This window comes from Cutibacterium nasicola (assembly GCF_052654715.2).
Map to the genome: position 1 here is coordinate 927,711 of NZ_CP199745.2, position 19,101 is coordinate 946,811.

At 62.3% G+C, this 19,101-nt stretch carries 18 protein-coding genes, 1 tRNA gene and 1 other RNA gene; 18 read left to right on the top strand and 2 right to left on the bottom strand.

Annotation, left to right across the window (positions count from 1 at the left end; genetic code table 11):
* Positions 1–24: 24 nt before the first annotated feature.
* Positions 25–98: transfer RNA gene (locus tag ACUCCZ_RS04290), tRNA-Val, on the bottom strand.
* 98 nt (positions 99–196) lie between these two features.
* On the opposite strand from ACUCCZ_RS04290, the gene prfB reads away from it, so the two are divergent.
* The 12 genes from prfB to ssrA all read left to right on the top strand — a co-directional run bounded on the left by prfB (position 197) and on the right by ssrA (position 11,127).
* Positions 197–1,303 (top strand): peptide chain release factor 2, encoded by a 1,107-nt coding sequence (gene prfB, locus ACUCCZ_RS04295; RefSeq protein WP_435916413.1) that lies wholly within the window; start codon positions 197–199, stop codon positions 1,301–1,303.
* Positions 1,304–1,313: 10 nt separating this feature from the next.
* On the top strand, positions 1,314–2,000 hold the full coding sequence (ftsE, locus tag ACUCCZ_RS04300; RefSeq protein ID WP_435916414.1) for a cell division ATP-binding protein FtsE: 687 nt from the start codon (positions 1,314–1,316) through the stop codon (positions 1,998–2,000).
* Between the two features lie 32 nt (positions 2,001–2,032).
* Complete coding sequence (ftsX, locus tag ACUCCZ_RS04305) at positions 2,033–2,935, top strand: permease-like cell division protein FtsX (RefSeq protein ID WP_435916415.1); 903 nt, start codon at positions 2,033–2,035, stop codon at positions 2,933–2,935.
* A 41-nt stretch (positions 2,936–2,976) separates the two neighbouring features.
* Positions 2,977–3,459 carry an SsrA-binding protein SmpB gene (gene smpB / locus ACUCCZ_RS04310; RefSeq protein ID WP_435916416.1) on the top strand — a complete coding sequence of 161 codons (483 nt, stop codon included), beginning with the start codon at positions 2,977–2,979 and terminating at the stop codon, positions 3,457–3,459.
* 98 nt (positions 3,460–3,557) lie between these two features.
* Positions 3,558–4,613 (top strand): N-acetyl-gamma-glutamyl-phosphate reductase, encoded by a 1,056-nt coding sequence (argC, locus tag ACUCCZ_RS04315; RefSeq protein ID WP_435916417.1) that lies wholly within the window; start codon positions 3,558–3,560, stop codon positions 4,611–4,613.
* Between the two features lie 11 nt (positions 4,614–4,624).
* Positions 4,625–5,791, top strand: a complete 1,167-nt coding sequence (argJ, locus tag ACUCCZ_RS04320; RefSeq protein ID WP_435916418.1) for a bifunctional glutamate N-acetyltransferase/amino-acid acetyltransferase ArgJ — start codon at positions 4,625–4,627, stop codon at positions 5,789–5,791.
* The gene (gene argB / locus ACUCCZ_RS04325) at positions 5,788–6,720 is read left to right on the top strand and encodes an acetylglutamate kinase (RefSeq protein WP_435916419.1); all 933 of its coding nucleotides are present in this window, start codon (positions 5,788–5,790) and stop codon (positions 6,718–6,720) included. Before argJ ends, argB begins: the two co-directional genes overlap by 4 nt.
* A gap of 10 nt (positions 6,721–6,730) precedes the next feature.
* Positions 6,731–7,948 (top strand): acetylornithine transaminase, encoded by a 1,218-nt coding sequence (locus ACUCCZ_RS04330; RefSeq protein WP_435916420.1) that lies wholly within the window; start codon positions 6,731–6,733, stop codon positions 7,946–7,948.
* A gap of 144 nt (positions 7,949–8,092) precedes the next feature.
* Complete coding sequence (gene argH, locus ACUCCZ_RS04335; RefSeq protein WP_435916981.1) at positions 8,093–9,499, top strand: argininosuccinate lyase; 1,407 nt, start codon at positions 8,093–8,095, stop codon at positions 9,497–9,499.
* Entirely contained in the window at positions 9,496–10,017 is a 522-nt protein-coding gene (locus tag ACUCCZ_RS04340) for a DUF1707 SHOCT-like domain-containing protein (protein WP_435916421.1), read from the top strand. The genes argH and ACUCCZ_RS04340 overlap by 4 nt, the downstream gene beginning before the upstream one ends.
* 98 nt (positions 10,018–10,115) lie before the next feature.
* Entirely contained in the window at positions 10,116–10,727 is a 612-nt protein-coding gene (locus tag ACUCCZ_RS04345) for a DUF1707 SHOCT-like domain-containing protein (RefSeq protein ID WP_435916422.1), read from the top strand.
* A 29-nt stretch (positions 10,728–10,756) separates the two neighbouring features.
* Positions 10,757–11,127: a transfer-messenger RNA gene (gene ssrA / locus ACUCCZ_RS04350) on the top strand.
* Between the two features lie 303 nt (positions 11,128–11,430).
* On the opposite strand, the gene ACUCCZ_RS04355 is transcribed toward ssrA, so the two are convergent.
* Complete coding sequence (locus ACUCCZ_RS04355; RefSeq protein ID WP_435916423.1) at positions 11,431–12,246, bottom strand: hypothetical protein; 816 nt, start codon at positions 12,244–12,246, stop codon at positions 11,431–11,433.
* A gap of 418 nt (positions 12,247–12,664) precedes the next feature.
* Between ACUCCZ_RS04355 and ACUCCZ_RS04360 the strand changes: the two genes are divergently transcribed.
* The 6 genes from ACUCCZ_RS04360 (at position 12,665) to hpf (ending at position 18,900) form a co-directional block, all read left to right on the top strand.
* A complete protein-coding gene (locus tag ACUCCZ_RS04360; protein ID WP_435916424.1) occupies positions 12,665–13,243 on the top strand; it encodes a YqgE/AlgH family protein in 579 nt (192 codons plus the stop codon).
* 64 nt (positions 13,244–13,307) lie between these two features.
* Positions 13,308–14,018 (top strand): MtrAB system response regulator MtrA, encoded by a 711-nt coding sequence (gene mtrA, locus ACUCCZ_RS04365; RefSeq protein WP_435916425.1) that lies wholly within the window; start codon positions 13,308–13,310, stop codon positions 14,016–14,018.
* Positions 14,019–14,134: 116 nt separating this feature from the next.
* Positions 14,135–15,613 carry an MtrAB system histidine kinase MtrB gene (gene mtrB, locus ACUCCZ_RS04370; RefSeq protein ID WP_435916983.1) on the top strand — a complete coding sequence of 493 codons (1,479 nt, stop codon included), beginning with the start codon at positions 14,135–14,137 and terminating at the stop codon, positions 15,611–15,613.
* Positions 15,610–17,391, top strand: a complete 1,782-nt coding sequence (locus ACUCCZ_RS04375; RefSeq protein ID WP_435916426.1) for an LpqB family beta-propeller domain-containing protein — start codon at positions 15,610–15,612, stop codon at positions 17,389–17,391. Before mtrB ends, ACUCCZ_RS04375 begins: the two co-directional genes overlap by 4 nt.
* Before the next feature lie 194 nt (positions 17,392–17,585).
* Positions 17,586–18,080, top strand: coding sequence for a ComF family protein (locus ACUCCZ_RS04380; RefSeq protein ID WP_435916984.1), 495 nt, complete (start codon positions 17,586–17,588; stop codon positions 18,078–18,080).
* A 208-nt stretch (positions 18,081–18,288) separates the two neighbouring features.
* Positions 18,289–18,900, top strand: coding sequence for a ribosome hibernation-promoting factor, HPF/YfiA family (gene hpf / locus ACUCCZ_RS04385; protein WP_435916427.1), 612 nt, complete (start codon positions 18,289–18,291; stop codon positions 18,898–18,900).
* Positions 18,901–19,101 lie beyond the last annotated feature (201 nt).

Below are 19,101 nucleotides of genomic sequence, written 5' to 3' on the forward strand. Positions count from 1 at the left end.
AATGCGATCTGCGGCGCGCAAGGGTGGGCGCAGCCGGGCTCGAACCGGCGACCTCCAGCGTGTAAGGCAGGCGCTCTGACCAACTGAGCTATACGCCCTGGATGCACCACTGTACCGAGTCGTGGGTGTGAGCACACCGTTCGGGGTCGGCGTCGACACGGTGAGTTGTCGTTGTGCCCCTGTAGAGTTGGCTGACGTGGCATTGGTAGACCTTCAACAGACTATCGAGGAGCTCGACACATCCCTGTCCTCGATCGAAAATGTTCTCGACCCCGAGGCCAAGAAGGCCGAGATCGCGGACCTCGAGGAACAGGTGGCCGCCCCGAACCTGTGGGATGACCAGGAGAACGCTCAGCGGGTGACTTCGCGGCTGTCTGCCCTGCAGGCTGAGATCGAGCGCCTGGAGCGGCTGCGTTCGCGCATCGAGGACGTCAAGGTTCTGCTGGAGTTCGCAGCTGATGGCGATGACGCGGAGTCCCTGGCGGAGGCGACGAGCGAGGCAGCCAAGCTTCGCGAGGAGATCGACGCTCTCGAGATTCGCACCCTGCTGTCCGGGCAGTATGACGAGCGCGAGGCCGTCGTCACCATCCGTTCGGAGGCTGGCGGCGTTGACGCGGCTGACTTCGCCGAGATGTTGCTGCGGATGTACCTGCGTTGGGCCGAACGGCACGGCTACAAGATCGAGGTCCTCGACACTTCGTACGCCGAGGAGGCGGGCATCAAGTCCGCGACCTTCGTCGTTCATGCCCCCTTCGCGTACGGCACCTTGTCGGTCGAGCAGGGCACTCACCGTCTGGTGCGTATCAGCCCTTTCGACAACCAGGGACGTCGTCAGACCTCCTTCGCCGGTGTCGAAGTGCTTCCCGTCGTGGAGGAGACAGACCACGTCGACATTCCCGAGTCGGACCTGCGCGTCGACGTCTTCCACGCTTCTGGCCCTGGTGGTCAGGGTGTCAACACCACTGACTCGGCTGTCCGCCTGACCCACCTTCCCACCGGCATCGTGGTGAGCTGTCAGAACGAGCGTTCCCAGATCCAGAACAAGGCTGCGGCCCTTCGAGTCCTGCAGGCCAAGCTGCTGGAGAAGGCTCGCGAGGAGCAGGAGGCCGAGATGAACTCGCTGAAGTCGGAGGGCAATTCGTGGGGTGCCCAGATGCGTTCCTATGTGCTGCACCCGTACCAGATGGTCAAGGACCTGCGCACCAACCACGAGGTTGGCAACACCGACGCGGTCTTCGACGGCGACATCGACGACTTCATTGACGTTGGCATTCGTTGGCGTCGCAAGAACGAGACCGACTGACGGGACAGACGTGATCACCTTCGACAACGTCACGAAGACATATTCGGGACAGAGCCAGGCCGCATTGTCCGACGTCAACGTCGACATCGACAAGGGAGAGTTCGTCTTCCTCGTCGGTCAGTCCGGCTCGGGCAAGTCGACCTTCATCCGGCTGATTTTGCGCGAGCACCGGCCGACGAGGGGAACCCTGTACGTCGCCGGGAAGAACCTCAATCAGATGAGGTCATGGAAGGTGCCGGCCTTGCGTCGACAGATCGGTACGGTTTTTCAGGACTTCCGCCTGCTGCCGGGCAAGACGGTCCACGAGAACGTCGCCTTCGCGATGCAGGTCATCGGTAAGTCGACCAAGGAGATTCGTACCGTCGTTCCCGAGACCTTGGAACTGGTCGGCCTGGACGGCAAGGAGAAGCGGATGCCCGACGAGCTTTCCGGAGGTGAGCAGCAGCGCGTCGCGTTGGCCCGGGCCTTCGTCAACCGTCCCAAGATTCTCATCGCCGACGAGCCGACAGGAAACCTCGACCCCGATACAGCCGTGGGCATCATGAAGGTCCTTGATCGCATCAACCGCACTGGTGCCACGGTTGTCATGGCCACTCATGATTCGACGATCGTTGACCAGATGAGAAGACGAGTCATTGAGCTCGAGTTCGGACATGTCGTCCGGGACGAGAACGACGGCGTTTACCGCAACTCCTGACATCCCCGACACGAGACAGAACGAGGACACACATGCGTCACACCTTGCGAGAGACGTGGTCTGGGCTGCGCCGCAATGCGACGATGACCCTAGCCGTCATCGTCACGATGTGGGTTTCCCTGTCCCTGTTCGGGGCGGCCCTGCTGGCCACTCAGCAGGTCGACCTGCTCAAGGGCAAGTGGTACGACAAGGTCGAGGTCTCCGTCTTCCTGTGCGTTGACGGCGTCTCGGGAGCGCGGTGCTCGGGACAGAAAGCCGCCACCCAAAGTCAGAAGGACGCGATTCGTCAGGCGTTGGAGGCCAATCCTCAGGTCTCGCACGTCTACTACGAGTCCAAGCACGAGGCCTTCCAGGAGTACCAGCGCATCTATGCGGATTCACCGGTCAAGGACGTTCTCACCGAGGACACCATTCAGGATTCCTACCGTGTCAAACTGGTTGACCCCCAGCAATATCAGGGGGTGGTGACGGAGGCTCAGAGCCTGGCCGGTGTGCAGTCGGTCGTCGACCTGCACAACGTGTTGGACCCAATATTCCTGTGGATGAATGCCCTGAAATGGGTGACCTTCGGAATGTCGGTGCTGCTGTTGGTCGCCGCGGCCTTGCAGATTGGCAACGCCATTCGGATGGCTGCCTTCGCCAGACGTCGCGAACTGGGCATCATGAAGTTGGTGGGTGCCTCGAACACCTACATCCTCATGCCCTTCCTCCTGGAGTCCCTCATCGCGGGTCTCATTGGAGCACTGCTGGCCTGTCTCACCGTGGCCTTGGGCGCCGACCTGGTCGTCATGCGCAAGATGGCTCATTCCATCACGACCGTGGCGTGGGTTGGGTGGCCCCAGGTATGGACCTCGATTGCGTGGATGATCGTCGTGGCCATCGTGCTCTCCGTGGTACCGGCCTACATCGCGACGAAGAAGTACCTCAGGGTCTGATCCGTATAGGATGGAACGCGCTGTGTCGAAGGAGGCTCGCCATGCCCAGGGAACAGGGAGTCAAGGTCGTCGCGCGTAATCGTCGCGCCACCCACGACTACACCATTGGTGACAGGTGGGAGGCCGGAATCGTCCTCCAGGGCACCGAGGTGAAGTCCCTGCGCGCTGGCAAGGCCACCTTGACCGACGCCTTTGCCCAGGTTGATGACAGGGGGGAGGTGTGGATGTACAACCTCCACATCCCCGAATATGCCTTCGGGACCTGGCGCAACCACGACGTCATGCGCAAGCGCAAGCTGCTTCTCAACAAGCGTGAGATCACGACGTTGTCGCGGAAGGCTGACGGCCCGGGCAAGACGATCGTCCCGCTGCAGCTGTACTTCAAGGACGGTTACGCCAAGGTCGAGATCGCCGTCGGTACCGGCAAGAAGGACTGGGACAAGAGGCAAGCCATTCGTGAGCGGGACGCCAAGCGCGAGGCCCAACGAGCACTGGCGAGTCGCGTACGCAATCGCAAGCGCTGAATCGTTGACGACCACCACCGCACGTACCGTGTGGTGGCGGTCTTGTGTCTCCACATTGTGAGTGCGGGTTGGTGGAACATGTGTTCCAGTGTATAAATATGTACATGAGCGCAAAAGGATTCACTGTCGCGGTGGCTGGAGCTTCCGGACATGCGGGAGCTGAGGTCGTGCGTCTGCTGGCTGCGCACCCCGAGCTGACGATGGGGGACCTTGCTGCGCACAGCCAGGCAGGTCTCCCGGTGGCCCAGGCGATGCCACAGCTGGCCGGGGTGGCAGGGGAGCGAAGCCTTTCCGAGATGGACGTCGATCGGTTGGCAGGCCATGACGCGGTTGTGCTGGCCCTTCCCCACGGCGCCTCCGGCGAGATCGCCCATGGTCTCAGCGAGGTCAACCCTGACGTCGTCATCGTCGATGCCGGTGCAGATTTCCGGTTGTCCTCGTCGGCGGACTGGCAGCGTTGGTACGGCGGCGACCATGCCGGTACCTGGGCCTATGGCCTTCCTGAGCTTCCCCTGGCTGCCGGAGGTTCACAGCGCAGAAACCTCGTCGGAGCGATCCGGATCGCCGGACCCGGCTGCAACGCCTCGGCCGTTGCCGTCGGTCTGGCACCGCTGGTGGGACTCGTTGACACCTCTCAGATCGCAGCGACCCTGGTTGTGGGAACCTCGGGGGCCGGAAAGTCGAGTCGTCCGGACCTCACCTTCTCTCGCATGAGTGCGGGAGCCCATCCCTACTCCGTTGGCAATGCCCACCGTCACATCCCCGAGATCATGCAGTCCTTGCGCACCGCCGGGGCCAAGGATCCTCAGCTGAGCGTCAGTGCTGTCCTGGTCCCCATGACCAGGGGGATCCTCGCGGTGTGTACAGCACCGTCCCAGGCTTCGAGTGAGGATCTTCTCGGACGGCTGCATGAGGTTTATGACGACGAGCCGCTCATCCACATCACCGATGCTCACCCCGACACCCACGACGTCGTCGGCTCGGCGATGGTGCACATCAACGCCGTCGGTGACCTCGACACCGGCCTGGCCATTGTCGTCGTCGCCCTTGACAACCTTGTCAAGGGAACCGCTGGTGCTGTCATTCAGAGCCTCAACCTGGCCCTGGGACTTCCCGAAACAGAGGGGCTGCCCATGGTCGGACTCAACCCGTGACAGGAGGATTCATGTCCGTTACCTATCCGCTCGGATTTCGTGCCCGTGGTGTTCAGGCCGGGCTGCGAACCAGACCGGTCCCGGATCTTGCACTGATCGTCAACGACGGCCCTCGCGACGCCGTTGCGGGAGTGTTCACGACCAACCGCGTCTGTGCGGCGCCCGTGCAGTGGTCGCGTCAGGCCGTGGCTGACCACAAGGCACGAGCTATCATCGCGAACACTGCCGTTGCGAACGCCTGCACCGGAATTGACGGCCTGACGGACTCCCAACGCGAGGCTGAGCACGTCGCAACCCTGGTCGGTTGCAAGCCCGACGAGGTGGTCGTCGCCTCGACGGGAATCATCGGCGTGCGACTCGACATGCCGTCGATCTTGGTGGGAGCCACCGCCGCGCACAACTCCTTGGACCGGGGAGACGACGTTGACGAGTCGGCGGCGCAAGCGATCATGACGACCGACACCGTTACCAAGACCGCCACCGTCGAGAAGAACGGGACGCGGTTCGGAGGAATCGCCAAGGGGGCAGGCATGCTGGCCCCCCAACTGGCGACGATGCTCGCCTTCCTCACCACCGACGCCGTCGTGGATCCCGAGGAATTCCAGGACGCCCTGGCACAGGCCTGCGACGTCACGTTCAGCCGTGTCGACTCCGATGCATGCATGTCGACCAATGACACCGTCGTTGCGATGTCGTCCGGCGTCTCCGGTGCCAGTCTTTCCGGGGCCGACCTCGTCTCGGCCCTCACCGATCTGTGTGCGAATCTGGCTCGCCAGCTCGTCGCCGATGCCGAGGGATCCCACCACGACGTCAAGGTGACGGTTCGCGGGGCGACAGCCACGGATGCCGCCGTCGCCGTGGCTCGCGAGGTCGCGCGTTCCAACCTCGTCAAGACAGCCATCGCCGGCAACGACCCCAACTGGGGACGAATCCTGGCAGCTGTCGGATGCGTGCCCGAGGACGTGGCTCCCTTCGACCCCGACGAGGTGGACGTCTCGGTCAATGACGTCCAGGTCTGCAGGGCCGGAGGAATCGGGGATTCCCGAGACCTCGTCGACATGACCTTGCGCGAGGTCAACATCGACATTGACCTGCACGCTGGTGACGTCGAGGCTGCGGTGTGGACCAACGACCTGACCCACGAATACGTCGAAGAGAACAGCGCATACACATCATGATCCTCGCCCTCGACATCCCCCTCGACGATTCCCAGTTCTCGGCTCAGCGTAAATCCGAGGTCCTGGTTGAAGCGCTGCCCTGGATCAGGCGGTTCCAGGGTCGGACCGTGGTCGTCAAGTACGGCGGCAACGCCATGGTCGACCCTGGCCTGCAGCAGGCCTTCGCCGACGACATCGTCTTCATGGCATCGGTGGGTATCCGTCCCATCGTCGTCCACGGTGGCGGACCCCAGATCAACGCCATGCTCGCCGAGTCCGCGACACCCGTGGAGTTCCGCAATGGTTTGCGGGTGACGTCTCCCGAGGTCATGGAGGTTGTCCGGATGGTGCTCGTCGGCCAGGTGGGCCGTCAGCTGGTCAACCGGATCAACACCTATGCCCCTCTGGCCGCCGGCATGTCCGGTGAGGACTCCGGATTGTTGTCAGCGCGAAAGTCGAGGGTCATCGTCGATGGGGAACAGATCGACATGGGCCTGGTGGGAGACATCGTCGATGTCAACACTGAACTCATCAATTCCATGTTGGATCGCGGGCAGATTCCCGTCATCGCTCCGGTGAGCCCTGAGGTTGACGAGGCCGGGTGGCCGACAGGGCGGGTTCTCAACGTCAACGCTGACACCGCTGCCACGGCCATTGCTCAAGGCCTGTGCGCCGAGAAACTTGTCATGCTGACGAATGTGGCCGGTATCTACGGCACCTGGCCGGATCCCCGCACACTCGTCTCGGAGATCTCGGCCACGGACCTGCGCTCCATGGTTCCCCGGTTGGGAGAAGGTATGCGCCCCAAGGGCCAGGCCTTGCTCGATGCCATTGACGGAGGCGTGTCGAGCGCGGCCATCGTTGACGGACGGATCGAGCACGCCCTGCTGTTGGAGATCTTCACGTCCAAGGGAGTCGGAACGATGGCCCGACGCGACGACTATGTGTAAGGAGATGACGATGACTGAAGGGATGGCCATGACTTACGACCAGACGACTGCCACGTGGCAGGAACGCTACCGTCACGACCTTCTCGGTGTGTTCGGCAGCCCCCAGCTGTGTCTGGAGCGCGGGCACGGTTGCGTCGTCGTCGACAGTGACGGCAAGGAATACCTTGACCTGCTCGGTGGTATTGCCGTCAACGCTCTGGGATATGCACATCCCGCATGGGTTGAGGCAGTCAGCCACCAGGCTGCCAGCCTTGCTCATGTCTCGAACTTCTTCACCACGCAACCGCAGCTCAATCTTGCCGGGAAGTTGTTGTCCCTGGCCAAGGCGCCACGGGGATCCGCAGTGTTCTTCTCGAACTCGGGCACCGAGGCCAATGAGGCGGCGGTCAAGATCTGCCTTGCCCATGACCCCGGTGGTCGAATCATCGCGCTCGAGCATGCCTTCCACGGCCGGACGCTGGGCGCCCTCTCGTTGACGCACAAGATCGCCTACCGTCAGCCCTTCGGACCTTCGGCGGTTGACGTGACCTTCGTCCCCCCGGAGGATGCCGAAGCTCTTGCCGCCGAGTTGGACAAGGGCGACGTGGCCGGGGTCTTCATCGAGCCGGTCCAGGGAGAGGCTGGTGTCGTTCCTATGTCGGTGGAGTACCTGCAGCAGGTGCGAGAGCAGACGGCCTCGCACGGTGTCCTCATGGTTGTCGACGAGGTGCAGTGCGGGATGGGGCGTACCGGTCATTGGTTTGCCCACCATGGCGCTCACATCACACCCGACATCATGACCCTGGCCAAGGCGCTGGGCGGCGGATTTCCCATTGGGGCGACGATGACATTCGGGCCGGACGTGTCCGGGATCCTTACTGCTGGCCAACACGGGACGACCTTCGGCGGCAACCCGTTGGCCTGCGCGGCGGCCTACTCAGTCATCAGCACCATCGAGTCCGAGGATCTGCTGGCCCGTGTGCGTCAGATCGGTACCTTGTTGTCGACGGCGCTGAGGCAGTGCCATCCTCGGGTCACCGAGGTGCGGGGCAGTGGCGCGCTCATCGGTATCCAGTTCGACTCCGAGATCGCCGGTGCCCTGGTGGGTGCAGCTCGCGAGCATGGTTTCATCGTGAATGCTGCCAATCCATCGACGGTGAGGTTGGCCCCTCCATACATCCTTGGCAAGGAGGAGGCTCAGTCCTTCATCGATGCCCTGCCCGATCTCATCGACGCGGTGACCGTCTGACAATCTGGTCGGGGTCCCCGGGAAACGCCACAGCTGGACGGGGAGGGGCATGGTGGCGGGTAAGCTGAAAACACGTTCCCGAGCGAGGAGTTCTTCTTGACCACCGAACCGCACGACCACAACCGGAACAGCTCTGACCGTCCGATGGCATTGTGGGGTGGACGCTTCTCCGGTGGGCCGTCCGAGGCGTTGGCGGCCCTGTCCGTGTCGACCCAGTTCGACTGGCGGCTGGCACGCCACGACATTGCTGGTTCCAGGGCCCACGCCGGAGTTCTCCATACCGCGGGTCTGCTGGACGACGAGCAGTACCAAGGCATGATCGAGGCTCTCGACAGGCTTGAGGACGATGTCGTCTCCGGACGATTCGTCGCCGGCCCTGATGACGAGGACGTTCACACCGCCCTCGAGCGCGGCCTCATGGAACGAGCTGGTGACGATCTTGGCGGACGTCTGCGTGCTGGTCGCTCCCGCAACGACCAGATCATTGCCCTGTTGCGGCGGTATCTGCGTGAGGAGGCTCGTAGCCTGGCCGGTGAGGTGCTGGAACTGGTCGACGTGTTGGCGCGACGGGCCGAGGAGGCTGGTGACGCCGTCATCGCTGGCCGTACCCACATGCAGCACGCCCAGCCGGTGCTGTTGGCCCATCATCTGCTTGCTCACGCCTGGCCACTGGTGCGCGACGTGCAGCGTTTCCGTGACCTCGATGCCAGGATGGACTGCTCTCCGTACGGCTCGGGGGCCCTTGCGGGGTCGTCACTCGGTCTGGATCCGGAAGCCGTCGCACGGGACCTCGGGTTCTCATCGTCGGCTCCCAACTCGATCGATGGCACCGCGGCTCGCGACGTCGTTGCCGAGTTCGCCTTCGTGGCTGCCCAGGTTGGGGTTGACCTCTCGCGGCTCAGCGAGGAGATCATCATCTGGAATACCCGCGAGTTCAGCTACGTCACCCTTGACGACTCGTTCTCGACCGGGTCGTCCATCATGCCGCAGAAGAAGAACCCCGATATTGCCGAGCTCGCTCGTGGCAAGGCGGGCCGACTCATCGGCGACCTTGCGGGTCTCATGGCTTCCCTCAAGGGCATGCCGCTGGCATATGCGCGGGACCTGCAGGAGGACAAGGAGCCGGTCTTCGACCAGATCGATCAGCTCCATCTGCTGCTTCCTGCCGTGACCGGGATGATGGCCACCGCGGTGTTCAACACCGAGCGCATGGCCGAGATGGCTGGTCAGGGATTCTCCCTGGCCACCGATGTCGCCGAGTGGCTGGTGCGACAGGGGGTGCCGTTCCGCGTCGCCCACGAGCTGTCCGGGGCGTGCGTGCGTGAGGCTGAGTCCCAGGGTGAGGAATTGGCCGATCTCACGGACGAGGAGTTGTCGGCCATTGATCCTCGTCTCACCCCGCAGGTCCGTGAAGTCATGACGGTCGGGGGGTCGGTGCGCTCCCGGTCCGGACGCGGTGGCACTGCTCCTGTTCGCGTGGCCGAGCAGATCACCGAGTTGCGAAACGATGTTGCACAGTTGAGCGTTTTTGCCGAAGACGTGTCGCGATGAGTACCGCGTGGCAACCGGAGACCTCTTCACTACGTGTGACACACGAACAGCGCGAAAGAGTCCTGGACCACGTCAGTGACGCTTATGCGCACGGAGTCATTGACGACATGGAGCGAGAACGCCGAATTGAGACTGCGTTGTTGGCACGAACTCGCTCTGAACTCGACGAGAGCTATCGCGGGTTGCCGTCCTTCAAGCCATCGGTTCCCGAAGGGATCAGGGCACCGTTGCCGGACGTTCCCGAGGAGCGACCGACGATGGGCGTAGGACTGTGTGGATTGTCGGCGCTCGTTAGCGGCCCCATTGGACCCGCTGCCGGGTTCGCGCTGACTCCTAAGGGGTCATGGGCACACCGGAAGATCACGCATCAACTAGTGACTCAGGTGGTGTTCCTCCCCTTGCTGATCGGGATCGGTTCGGGCTCGGTCGGCTCTTTCAGGGGTGTAAGTCTTGTGGCGCTGGTCTGGATGATTCTCACCATCTCCCACGCCGTTCGTGGATTCCAAGGTCAGGACTGAGACGCTGGTCTGGGTTCAAGCCGTGGCTCCTATGGCCACGGTCGATGCCGCAATGGCGGTCATTGGTTTGTGCCGGTGACCGGGTCATCATGGACAACGTGAACAGTTATCAGCCGTGGCAGTCGGGAGGGGATCAGTGGCTCGTCAACGACGTTCAACGCGACCGAGTCGTGGCCTTCTTGCGCACTGCCTATGTCGACGGTCGGCTCTCGTCGGCTGACTTCGAGGACAGGGTGAGTCGTGCTCTGGCCGCGGTGACGCGAGCTGATCTCAACGCCACGTTGAATGGTCTGGCCGTCATCGGTGGTCAGGCACGGTCGTCTCGGGCGGGGCGTGTCGCTTCCGGGGAGTCGCTGGCTGCTGGGCTGATCGGGTTGTCCCCGCTCTTCCTCGGGCCGCTGGGTCCGATGTTGGGGGTGGCAATGTCGCCTCGGGGCTCGTGGACCCGTCGTCAGGTTGCTCATCAGGCGAACTTCCAGGTGCTTGCTCTGCTGCTGGCCATGGTTGTGTTGGGAGTTGCTGCCAACACAACCATGCTCATCATCGCCTTCCCCCTTGCTGGGATGGCGTGGTTCGCCGGGACGATCATTCACGCCGCTCGTGCCTTCGAGGGGGTCGAGTGGACGAATCCGCTGCTCGACGCGATCCCGCTGAAGTTCTTCGACGACGGTCGGCGTCGGCTGACGGGTTCGGTGACTCGGGGCCGATGAGGTAGACTTGACTGGTACAACACCATAGAGGGGATGACTGGTTTCGACTTGGAATGGTTGTTCCAGGAGAAGCGGGCCGAGGACCCAGGGTCAACTCGTTAACGACCCCTGGAAACCTATAAGTGCCGAGAACACTCGCACTGACTTCGCTCTCGCTGCCTGATCAGTGATCGAAGGGTCAGCCCGGATGTAGCCTTCCGTCCGGATCCTGGCCTCGTTTAGAAGGCTTGCTGTACAGCCGTGGTCACGGAGGCTGTACGGGACTTTTCCGTGACTGGGCTTGTCTGCACCATGTCGGTGTGTGTGCAGGAGCCGAGTAACAACGACAGCATCGACTGCGCCCGGAGAATGTCTGGACTGTCTTTCAAGGACGCGGGTTCAATTCCCGCCATCTCCACTGAGTGCCTGCTGGCGTTGGTACATTGGCGCGCCGGCAGGCATTTTGATGCTGTCTGCGCTGGGGCCATCGGTCCTAACCGGGGGGAGCAGGAGGACCGGGACATCGAGCGCACTCTCTACTACCCGAGGAATAGAACGGGACGAGCTGGTCAATGTCCAAATCGGTCGGGGTACTCACTCGATAGGTTGCAACGACCAAGACAGTGTGAGGGCCTTTCCGGTTGAACCCGTCGTCAACCGGAAAGGCCCTCACGGCGGCTCATGATGCCGGCCTTAGTCCTTGGCCCCAACCATTAACAGGCGCTCAGCAAGCCTTGTTGACGACTTTGCTCGTGGTCAGCAGCTGGTTGGTCAGAGTGGTGCTCGAGGGGGAACTGGACGGTTGCCCGGTGTATGTGATGGTTGCTGACTGCACATATGACGTGAGACTAAATGATGACCATCCGTCATTAGCCATCATCCGGAACGTTGCCGGCATGATGAGGGTTTGCCCGTAGTACTTGGTCTTTGACTGGGTCACCGTGAATGACTTCGTGGTCGTGAAGGTGAGCGTGCCGGTGACCTTCAGTGATCCGTCTGGCAATGTGGTTGTTGTCGGCGCGGTGACGGACCAGCTGCCACCGACATTTTGGCTGGCCAGATAAGGCGCTTTGCCAGGTATCGTGATTAGTTTTCCAGAAAGCTCTTCAGTCCAGTAGTCCTGCTGGTTCACCCTAATGTGGTTCGCCGCGTACTGGGCCTCTTGCGGAACGATGAACTCGATATCGGTCACGAAGGTGGCCCCACTGTTCAGCGTCGCGGTCGAGCCAGGAATATATCCGGTGCCCGTCTGTGACGACGTGGTGGGAACGGACCACCAGAAACCGCTCGCCGAAGCATAAGAGCCATTCGTTCCCGATGAAATGTTGGTGACGGGAGTGAGTGACCCTTCACTGTTGTGGAAGAAGGCGCTATTGCTGTAGCACGTGGCAGAATCGTCCCAATAGATGTCATTTTGAGGGCTGCTACCGGACTTGACTGCAGTGAAGTATTCGCTGGGGGTCGTCGGGTAGTTGCCGGTAGAAGGATCGTCGGTTTGGTCATATCCGACATAATTCGTCGAAACGAACTCAGTGCTCATGCCGGCAGTGACAAACAGACCATACTCGGCGGAGGCTGCGGGGGGGGGGGTGGACGCTGCGGAAGCTGGCAGTCGGTGTGCGGAGATGACAGCCGGCGTCGCCCACGCAGTGCCTGAGATCACGGTGCGGCGTCGGATCGCGGGAGAATTCACGGTAGCCTTTCACAGTATGGCAGCATAAGAACGATTTCATCCTGCCCTATTGATTGATGCCGTGCAAAATAATGCTCATCATATGGTCTCACTGTGCTTGCGCCCATACCTTAGGCTATCCTCCTTCGGATACCGATCATGTGCCTCTGAATCCCTACACCGTCGAGTTGGTCACAGGTCGACACGATTGAGCTATTGCGGCGGCCGCTTACAGTCGACCTCACATTGACGATTACCTCGAATCACCCCGGCTCTGGGTGACACAATGGGCGTCGTGATACTCGCGAACCCTCTCAAAGCTGGTGACCTGCTGTTGGCGAGTCGCCACATCGACGAGGGGTGCTTCTGCGAGTCCGTCGTCTATCTCATCGACGTCGCCCCTGACGGTGTCCTCGGGGTCATCGTCAACCAACCCTGCTCGGCGGGAACGTTGCGCAGCCAACTACCCGACTGGGAGCCTCTCGCCACCCCTCCGCAGGACCTCTTCTTCGGGGGGCCGATGTCGCCGAGCGGGGCCATCTGCCTGGCCCGCGTGCAACGATCAAGCGAGGAGCCTCCCGGGTGGCGACGTGTCGATGGGCTCACCGGACTGCTTCACCTCGACACCCCGACCGAACTCGTGGATGGCGCCTTCACTGACCTCCGTGTCTTCGCGGGATACGCCGGATGGGAGCCCGGACAGCTTGAGGCTGAGTTCATCCGCGGCGACTGGATCAGAGCCGTCGCCCACCCCGAGGACATCTTCTCCTCTGAGCCGAGAGCTCTGTGGCGAGCCGTACTGCATCGTCAGAACGGCGCTGCGGCGGTGCTTGCCACCGCCACGGACACCCCCACCCTGAATTGATCGATGGTCGGGAGCCATTGGGGCTACGATGTGCACCATTGCGGAATGAGTCAGGAGGTCTGTGGTGGACACCGCCGCTGATCACGGGCCGATTCTTGTCGTTGATGACGATGCGGCCCTGGCCGAGATGCTTCAGCTCGTCCTGGTGAAGGAGGGTTTCTCAACCGTGTGGGTCGGGCACGGCGATGATGTCATGGATGTGTTCCGGCAGCGCACGCCCGCGCTCGTTCTCCTCGACCTCATGCTTCCGGGCCGTGACGGCATCGAGATCTGCCAGGACATCCGACGCGAATCCGGCGTCCCGATCATCATGCTCACGGCCCGCTCGGACACCCCTGACGTCGTTCGTGGATTGGGGGCAGGTGCCGACGACTACGTCTCGAAGCCCTTCCGGTCCGCCGAACTTGTCGCCCGCATACGTGCCCGCTTGCGCACTCCAGCCATACAACGAGACGAAGGCGGAATCATCAGTGTCGGGGATCTGACCATTGATTCATCAGCCCATGTGGTGCAACGCGGAGGGGAAGAGATCTCCTTGACGCCGCTGGAGTATTCCTTGCTCGTGACGATGGCTCAGCATCCCAACAAGGTCTTCAGCCGCGAGACCCTGCTCCGGGAGGTCTGGGGTTACACCAGCAATGCCGATACTCGCCTCGTCAACGTCCACGTGCAGCGGTTGCGCTCCAAGGTGGAGGGAAACGCTGAGCGTCCTCAGATGATCGTCACGGTGCGCGGAGTCGGATATCGCATCAGTACACCTGGGGAGGAGAGCTGATCACCCCGGCGCGGCGTGCTGGGCGCCACCGACGATCTGGTTGGCCCCGGTCCTGGCTTGCCGGTCTGCGGCGGCTGTGGTGGTCGTCATTGCCGCTGCGTATGGTGACCATCACGTTGTCGAGCAGTCTGGTCATTCTCGTCGTCGGTGGGTTCTTCCTGGTTCGTCAGGCCACCGCGGGAATCGTCGAAGCCAAACGTGCCTCTGCCATTGCGGAGACGACTACGACGATCACTCGCATCCAGGGCCAGCTGCGAGACACCGATCTGCGCACTGCCTCTCTCCATGAGCGGCTCAACCGACTTGCAGACGACGCAGCTGGACAGTCTGGGCAGTATCACGTCGTCATCCAGGGCCCTGTCTCCGGACTCATTTCCCAAGGGGTCGCGCCGGAGTCCGTCCCGGCTGAACTCACCGCGAAGGTGGGGGAGTCAAGTGGGATGTGGACCGCGCCGACGATGATCCATTACACCGACCACGTGCGTCCTGACGTCCCTGGGATCGTGGTCGGGTCGGTCCTGTGGTCCCCTGGGACCAGCCAGTCCATCCCGGTGTACTTCATCTTTCCGGAGACCCAGGAGGTCGCCACCGTCGAGTTGCTGCGACGCAGTGTCATCAGCGTCGGAGCTCTCATGGCCCTGGCCATCGCTTTGGCGACCTACATGGCGACCCGTCACCTGTCCCAACCCATTCGGCAGGCCTCCATCACAGCGTCGAGATTGGCCGGCGGGGCGTTGGACGAACGCATGGTGATTCGGGGGACTGACGACCTGGCGACCCTCGCCAAGTCCATGAATGACATGGCAGCCCAGCTGGATCGACGAATTGGGGAATTGGAGAGGTTGTCGACATTGCAGCAACAGTTCGTCTCGGATGTCTCCCACGAGTTGCGCACACCCATGACGACGATGCGGATGGCCTCCGACATGATCGTGGCCAATCCCGATGATCCGGTCCAGGTGCGGTCGGTCGACCTCATGCGGACCCAGATGGAGCGTTTCGAGACTCTGTTGGCCGACTTGCTCGAGATCTCTCGGTTCGACGCCGGAGCCGCACAACTGTCACTGGAGGACTGCGACATCGTCGAACTTGTCCGCACCGAGATCGTCGATGTGACGCCACTCGCAGAGCGTCTGGGAGTTCCGATCGTACTCACCACCGAGACGTCGCAGACTGCTGAGGTTGACCCGCGCCGGATCAGCCGCATCGTCAGGAACCTGCTGTCGAATGCCGTTGAACATGCCGAGGGAAAGATGGTCGAGGTGACCGTCGCCGGTAATGACTGTGCTGTGGGGATCGCCGTGCGTGACCACGGGGTCGGATTCGAGCCATGGCAGGCGGAAAAGGTCTTCGGTAGGTTCTGGCGCGCAGACCCGTCCCGGGTGCGCACCGTGGGTGGCAGCGGTCTCGGCCTGGCGATTTCTCGTCAGGACGCCAACCTGCACAATGGCTGGCTGACGGCGTGGGGACGACCCGGTGAGGGCGCCTTCTTCCGGCTGGTCATTCCGAGGGATTCCGGCGCAGTGGTCGTCGAGTCCCCACTGCCCGCCAAGCCCAGCGATGCCAGCCCGACCGGATCTGAGGAGGAGCGATGACACTGCGTCCCACACGCCGTGCCGTGTTGTCGGGAGCCGCCCTCGTGCTGGCGGGTTGCGCCGAGGTGCCGTCCACGGGGGCAGTGAGACAGGCCGACGACCCACACGAGGTCTCAAGTCAGCGGGAGGGCATTGACGTCGCTCCTCAGCCTCCTGTTGATGGCGCGTCGATTGACCTTGTCGTAGGCGGTTTCCTGCAGGCAATGACGAGTGCGGATGACGACTACCGTGTCGCTCGTGCTTACCTCACCAAGGACGTGGCGGACCGCTGGGATCCCCATTCCCGGGCGACGATCTACGAGGCCACCAATTACAAGCCGACAAGCACGGTGGCGACGGCGTCTCTTCAGGCTCCGATCGTTGGCACCATAGATGCCGACGGGCACTACCACCCGGCGACGTCACAGACGCTCAAACACGATTTCGGCATGGCTCAGGAATCCGGACAATGGCGGATTTCCCGGCCCCCCGAAGGGCTGTTGATCTCGCAATATACTTTTCAGCGCGCCTGGTCGGCGATTCCGATCTACTTCTTTGCCGCCGACGCCGACCGTCTGGTCCCGGATGTCATTCACCTGCCGAGCCCGCGGGCTACTCCTGACGTCGCACTCAGGGCGATGATGGCCGGTGTACCGGAACACTTGAAGCCTGTACTTCGCACGGCATTACCGGACGGTGTGAAGGCCCTTGGGACGACCTCGGTTGACGCTGTTGGCGTCGTCACCGTGCCACTGAGCGCGTCCGCAGCCCAACTCTCAGAATCTCAACGTCGGCTGCTTGCCAGTCAAGTCACCTGCACTCTGAGTGGTTTTGCCGCCGTCTCACGCATCCGATTCACCGCCGGCGGATCCCTACTACCTCTCCCCGAAGCGGCTGAGGACAACACTGTGTCGGCCGACCTGTACGCCGACCTCATACCTCTCCCGTCAACGGTCTCCCCAACGGTCGTTGCTGTCGTCAAGGGGCAGATGGGACGGGTCAGCCCATCAGGCCAAGCCCTCCAGATCATGCCCGGGGCATTGGGCCAGCAGACTCGCCCGGAGGCCGGTGTCTCAACTGTTGCGTCCACCCAGTTCGCCATGCCCGTCGCAACCTTGAGTACCCCCGGCGCGGTGTGGCACGCGGTTTCTGCAGATCGTCGATCATTGGTGACATGGCGGGAAGGTAGCGATCAGGTCAACGTCGTCGCCACCGGGGCGAATCTGCTTCGCCCACAAGTCCTCGTCGATCGCAGTGTGATGACGTTCTCCTCGACAGATCCCACACTCGTCGTCGTTGACGCGGATGGGTCCCGAGTGGCCACTGTCGTTGACCTTGGCGGCCGCACAGTAACCTCGTTCAGTGTCTCTCCCGATGGTATTCGTGCGGCTCTGGTCCTCAAGCGGGGGAAGACCTTCGGATTGGGTATCGGCCTGCTGTCACGGCAGGGCCGCGTAGTTCATCTAGGCCACATCGTCGAGACACCGTTGTCCGCCTCGGACGCGAACTTGTCGAAGATCAGCGACGTCGCCTGGCTTTCCCAAACCCAACTGTGTGTCCTGGGCAGCGCGATCGAAGCTGGGGTGACTGCGCCGTACGAGGTCATGGTTGACGGCTCGGGCGCAACCTCCATGGGGCCGCTCAGCGGGGCGAGCATGAAATCCGTGGTGACAGTCCCGATGGAAACCGGCATTGAGGCCGTTGTGCTCAGCGACGACGGAAAACTGCTTCACCACGAGGAGAGATTCCGCTGGCGCCAGGTTCTGCAAGGGGTCAGCGCGGTCGCGATGACAGCTTGACCCTTCCATGACATGACGTTGACCGGCGAGACTGGTTCATCGTGAACCCACTGGACTGCCTGGCCGACCTGCTGCTGGGAGCATGCTGTCCTGGCTGCGGGGAGCCGGGTGTGGGGCTGTGTGAGACGTGTCGGTCTGCGATCAACCCGGCCCCACGGGTCATTGTTGACGGTCCGCCACCGATCATTGCCTGTATGGGGTATCACGATCCTGTTCCCGGGATCGTGACAGCTCACAAGGATCGTGGTGCCGCATGGTTGACCGATGAACTCGGCCAGTGGTTGGCCCAGGGGCTCGCTCCAGCGATAGCTGCCGCTCCCAGCCACGTCGACGTCGTTCCGGTGCCCTCATCGGCGAAGGCTGTGCGGCGGCGAGGTGCTGATCATGCCGCCAACATGGCGCGATCAGCTCTGCGAACCTTGGATGCTTCCAACGCCTCGCTCGCTCAGGTCTTGCACCGAACTCGACGGGTGGCGGACCAACTTGAGGTACGGCATGAAGATCGCAGTGCCAATCAGTGCGGATCGATGAGAGCCCCGTCGGCGCAAGGGGATGTCATTCTCGTTGATGACGTTCGCACCTCAGGGGCGACGATCGACGAGGCGTGCAGAGCCTTGAGGCGGTCTGGGCGACGGGTGCTGTCGGTGGTTGTCCTGGCTGATGCTGCTACCCCACTGAGATGGCCGTGATCACATCTGACCACAAGCATGAGTGACATGGTCGCCTCGGATGTCGAACCTTGCCAAACAACTGTTGGGAGCCCCCTCATGGGCTAGCGTAGATGCATGGCACGACGTGATTGGTACCCGGCCCTCCACGAGAGGTATGAGGGGCGGCGTCGTGCCATTCGTGTCAGCGTCGGAAACACCGATGCGAACCCCAATACAGGAGGTTGTCATGGATGCCATCGTTACGGGTCGGCATTGCCACGTCAGTGATGACGTGCGCGCCCAGGTCGAGGACAGGCTCTCCGGGGTCGAGAAGTTGAAGGACCGGGTCCAGCGCGCCGAGGTGGTCTTCACCGCCCAAGGCACCAAGGGGCCCAAGGATCAAGCCATGACGTGTGAAATCACACTGCGGGCGAAGGGGCCGGTGGTGCGAGCCGTCGGGCAGGCGGAGGACAAGATGGTTGCCTTTGACATGGCTGCCGATCGACTTCGCACCCAGCTTGTCAAGGCCGCTGATCGTCGTCGCAGTCGTCGTGGACTGCGCGTCTCCCAGGTTCTGGACGTCTTGCCCGAGGAAAGCACCGATGATGCACCCGAGATTCTGGCCACCAGGAAGATCGCGGGCGACGTGGAGGTCACCGGGGACAGCCCCATCTATGTCAAGGAAAAGGTCTTCCAGGCCGTTCCCCTGACCCTTGCTCAGGCCCTCGACGAGATGGAACTGGTCGGACACGACTTCTTCCTCTACCTCGATCAGGATTCCAAGCGGCCCAGCGTCGTGTATCGGCGAAAGAAGGGTTACAACTACGGCGTGATCCATCTGGATCTTGACCACGAGTGATCCTGGAGCGTCAGCGAGCAACGACACCGGCGGCAGTGCGGGATGATCCCGCACTGCCACCGGTCTGTGTCGTGAGCCGACGGCGAGGAAGGATGGTCAGGAGAGGTCGTCGCAACTCTCAAATGCCCACGATGAAAGGCCACGGCGTTCTTGCTTCGGTCGCAAACCCCCTAGGATGGGGGAGGTGGCTCTCTTGAGCTG

Bases quoted from the DNA above. Each gene is read 5' to 3' on its own strand.
- ACUCCZ_RS04380 (WP_435916984.1), top strand. From the start codon at position 17,586: ATGGGGTATCACGATCCTGTTCCCGGGATCGTGACAGCTCACAAGGAT.
- ACUCCZ_RS04375 (WP_435916426.1), top strand. From the start codon at position 15,610: ATGACACTGCGTCCCACACGCCGTGCCGTGTTGTCGGGAGCCGCCCTC.
- argC (WP_435916417.1), top strand. From the start codon at position 3,558: ATGTACATGAGCGCAAAAGGATTCACTGTCGCGGTGGCTGGAGCTTCC.
- hpf (WP_435916427.1), top strand. From the start codon at position 18,289: ATGGATGCCATCGTTACGGGTCGGCATTGCCACGTCAGTGATGACGTG.
- ACUCCZ_RS04355 (WP_435916423.1), bottom strand. From the start codon at position 12,246: ATGAGCACTGAGTTCGTTTCGACGAATTATGTCGGATATGACCAAACC.
- argJ (WP_435916418.1), top strand. From the start codon at position 4,625: ATGTCCGTTACCTATCCGCTCGGATTTCGTGCCCGTGGTGTTCAGGCC.
- smpB (WP_435916416.1), top strand. From the start codon at position 2,977: ATGCCCAGGGAACAGGGAGTCAAGGTCGTCGCGCGTAATCGTCGCGCC.
- argH (WP_435916981.1), top strand. From the start codon at position 8,093: ATGGCATTGTGGGGTGGACGCTTCTCCGGTGGGCCGTCCGAGGCGTTG.
- ftsX (WP_435916415.1), top strand. From the start codon at position 2,033: ATGCGTCACACCTTGCGAGAGACGTGGTCTGGGCTGCGCCGCAATGCG.
- ACUCCZ_RS04340 (WP_435916421.1), top strand. From the start codon at position 9,496: ATGAGTACCGCGTGGCAACCGGAGACCTCTTCACTACGTGTGACACAC.
- ACUCCZ_RS04330 (WP_435916420.1), top strand. From the start codon at position 6,731: ATGACTGAAGGGATGGCCATGACTTACGACCAGACGACTGCCACGTGG.
- ACUCCZ_RS04360 (WP_435916424.1), top strand. From the start codon at position 12,665: ATGGGCGTCGTGATACTCGCGAACCCTCTCAAAGCTGGTGACCTGCTG.
- argB (WP_435916419.1), top strand. From the start codon at position 5,788: ATGATCCTCGCCCTCGACATCCCCCTCGACGATTCCCAGTTCTCGGCT.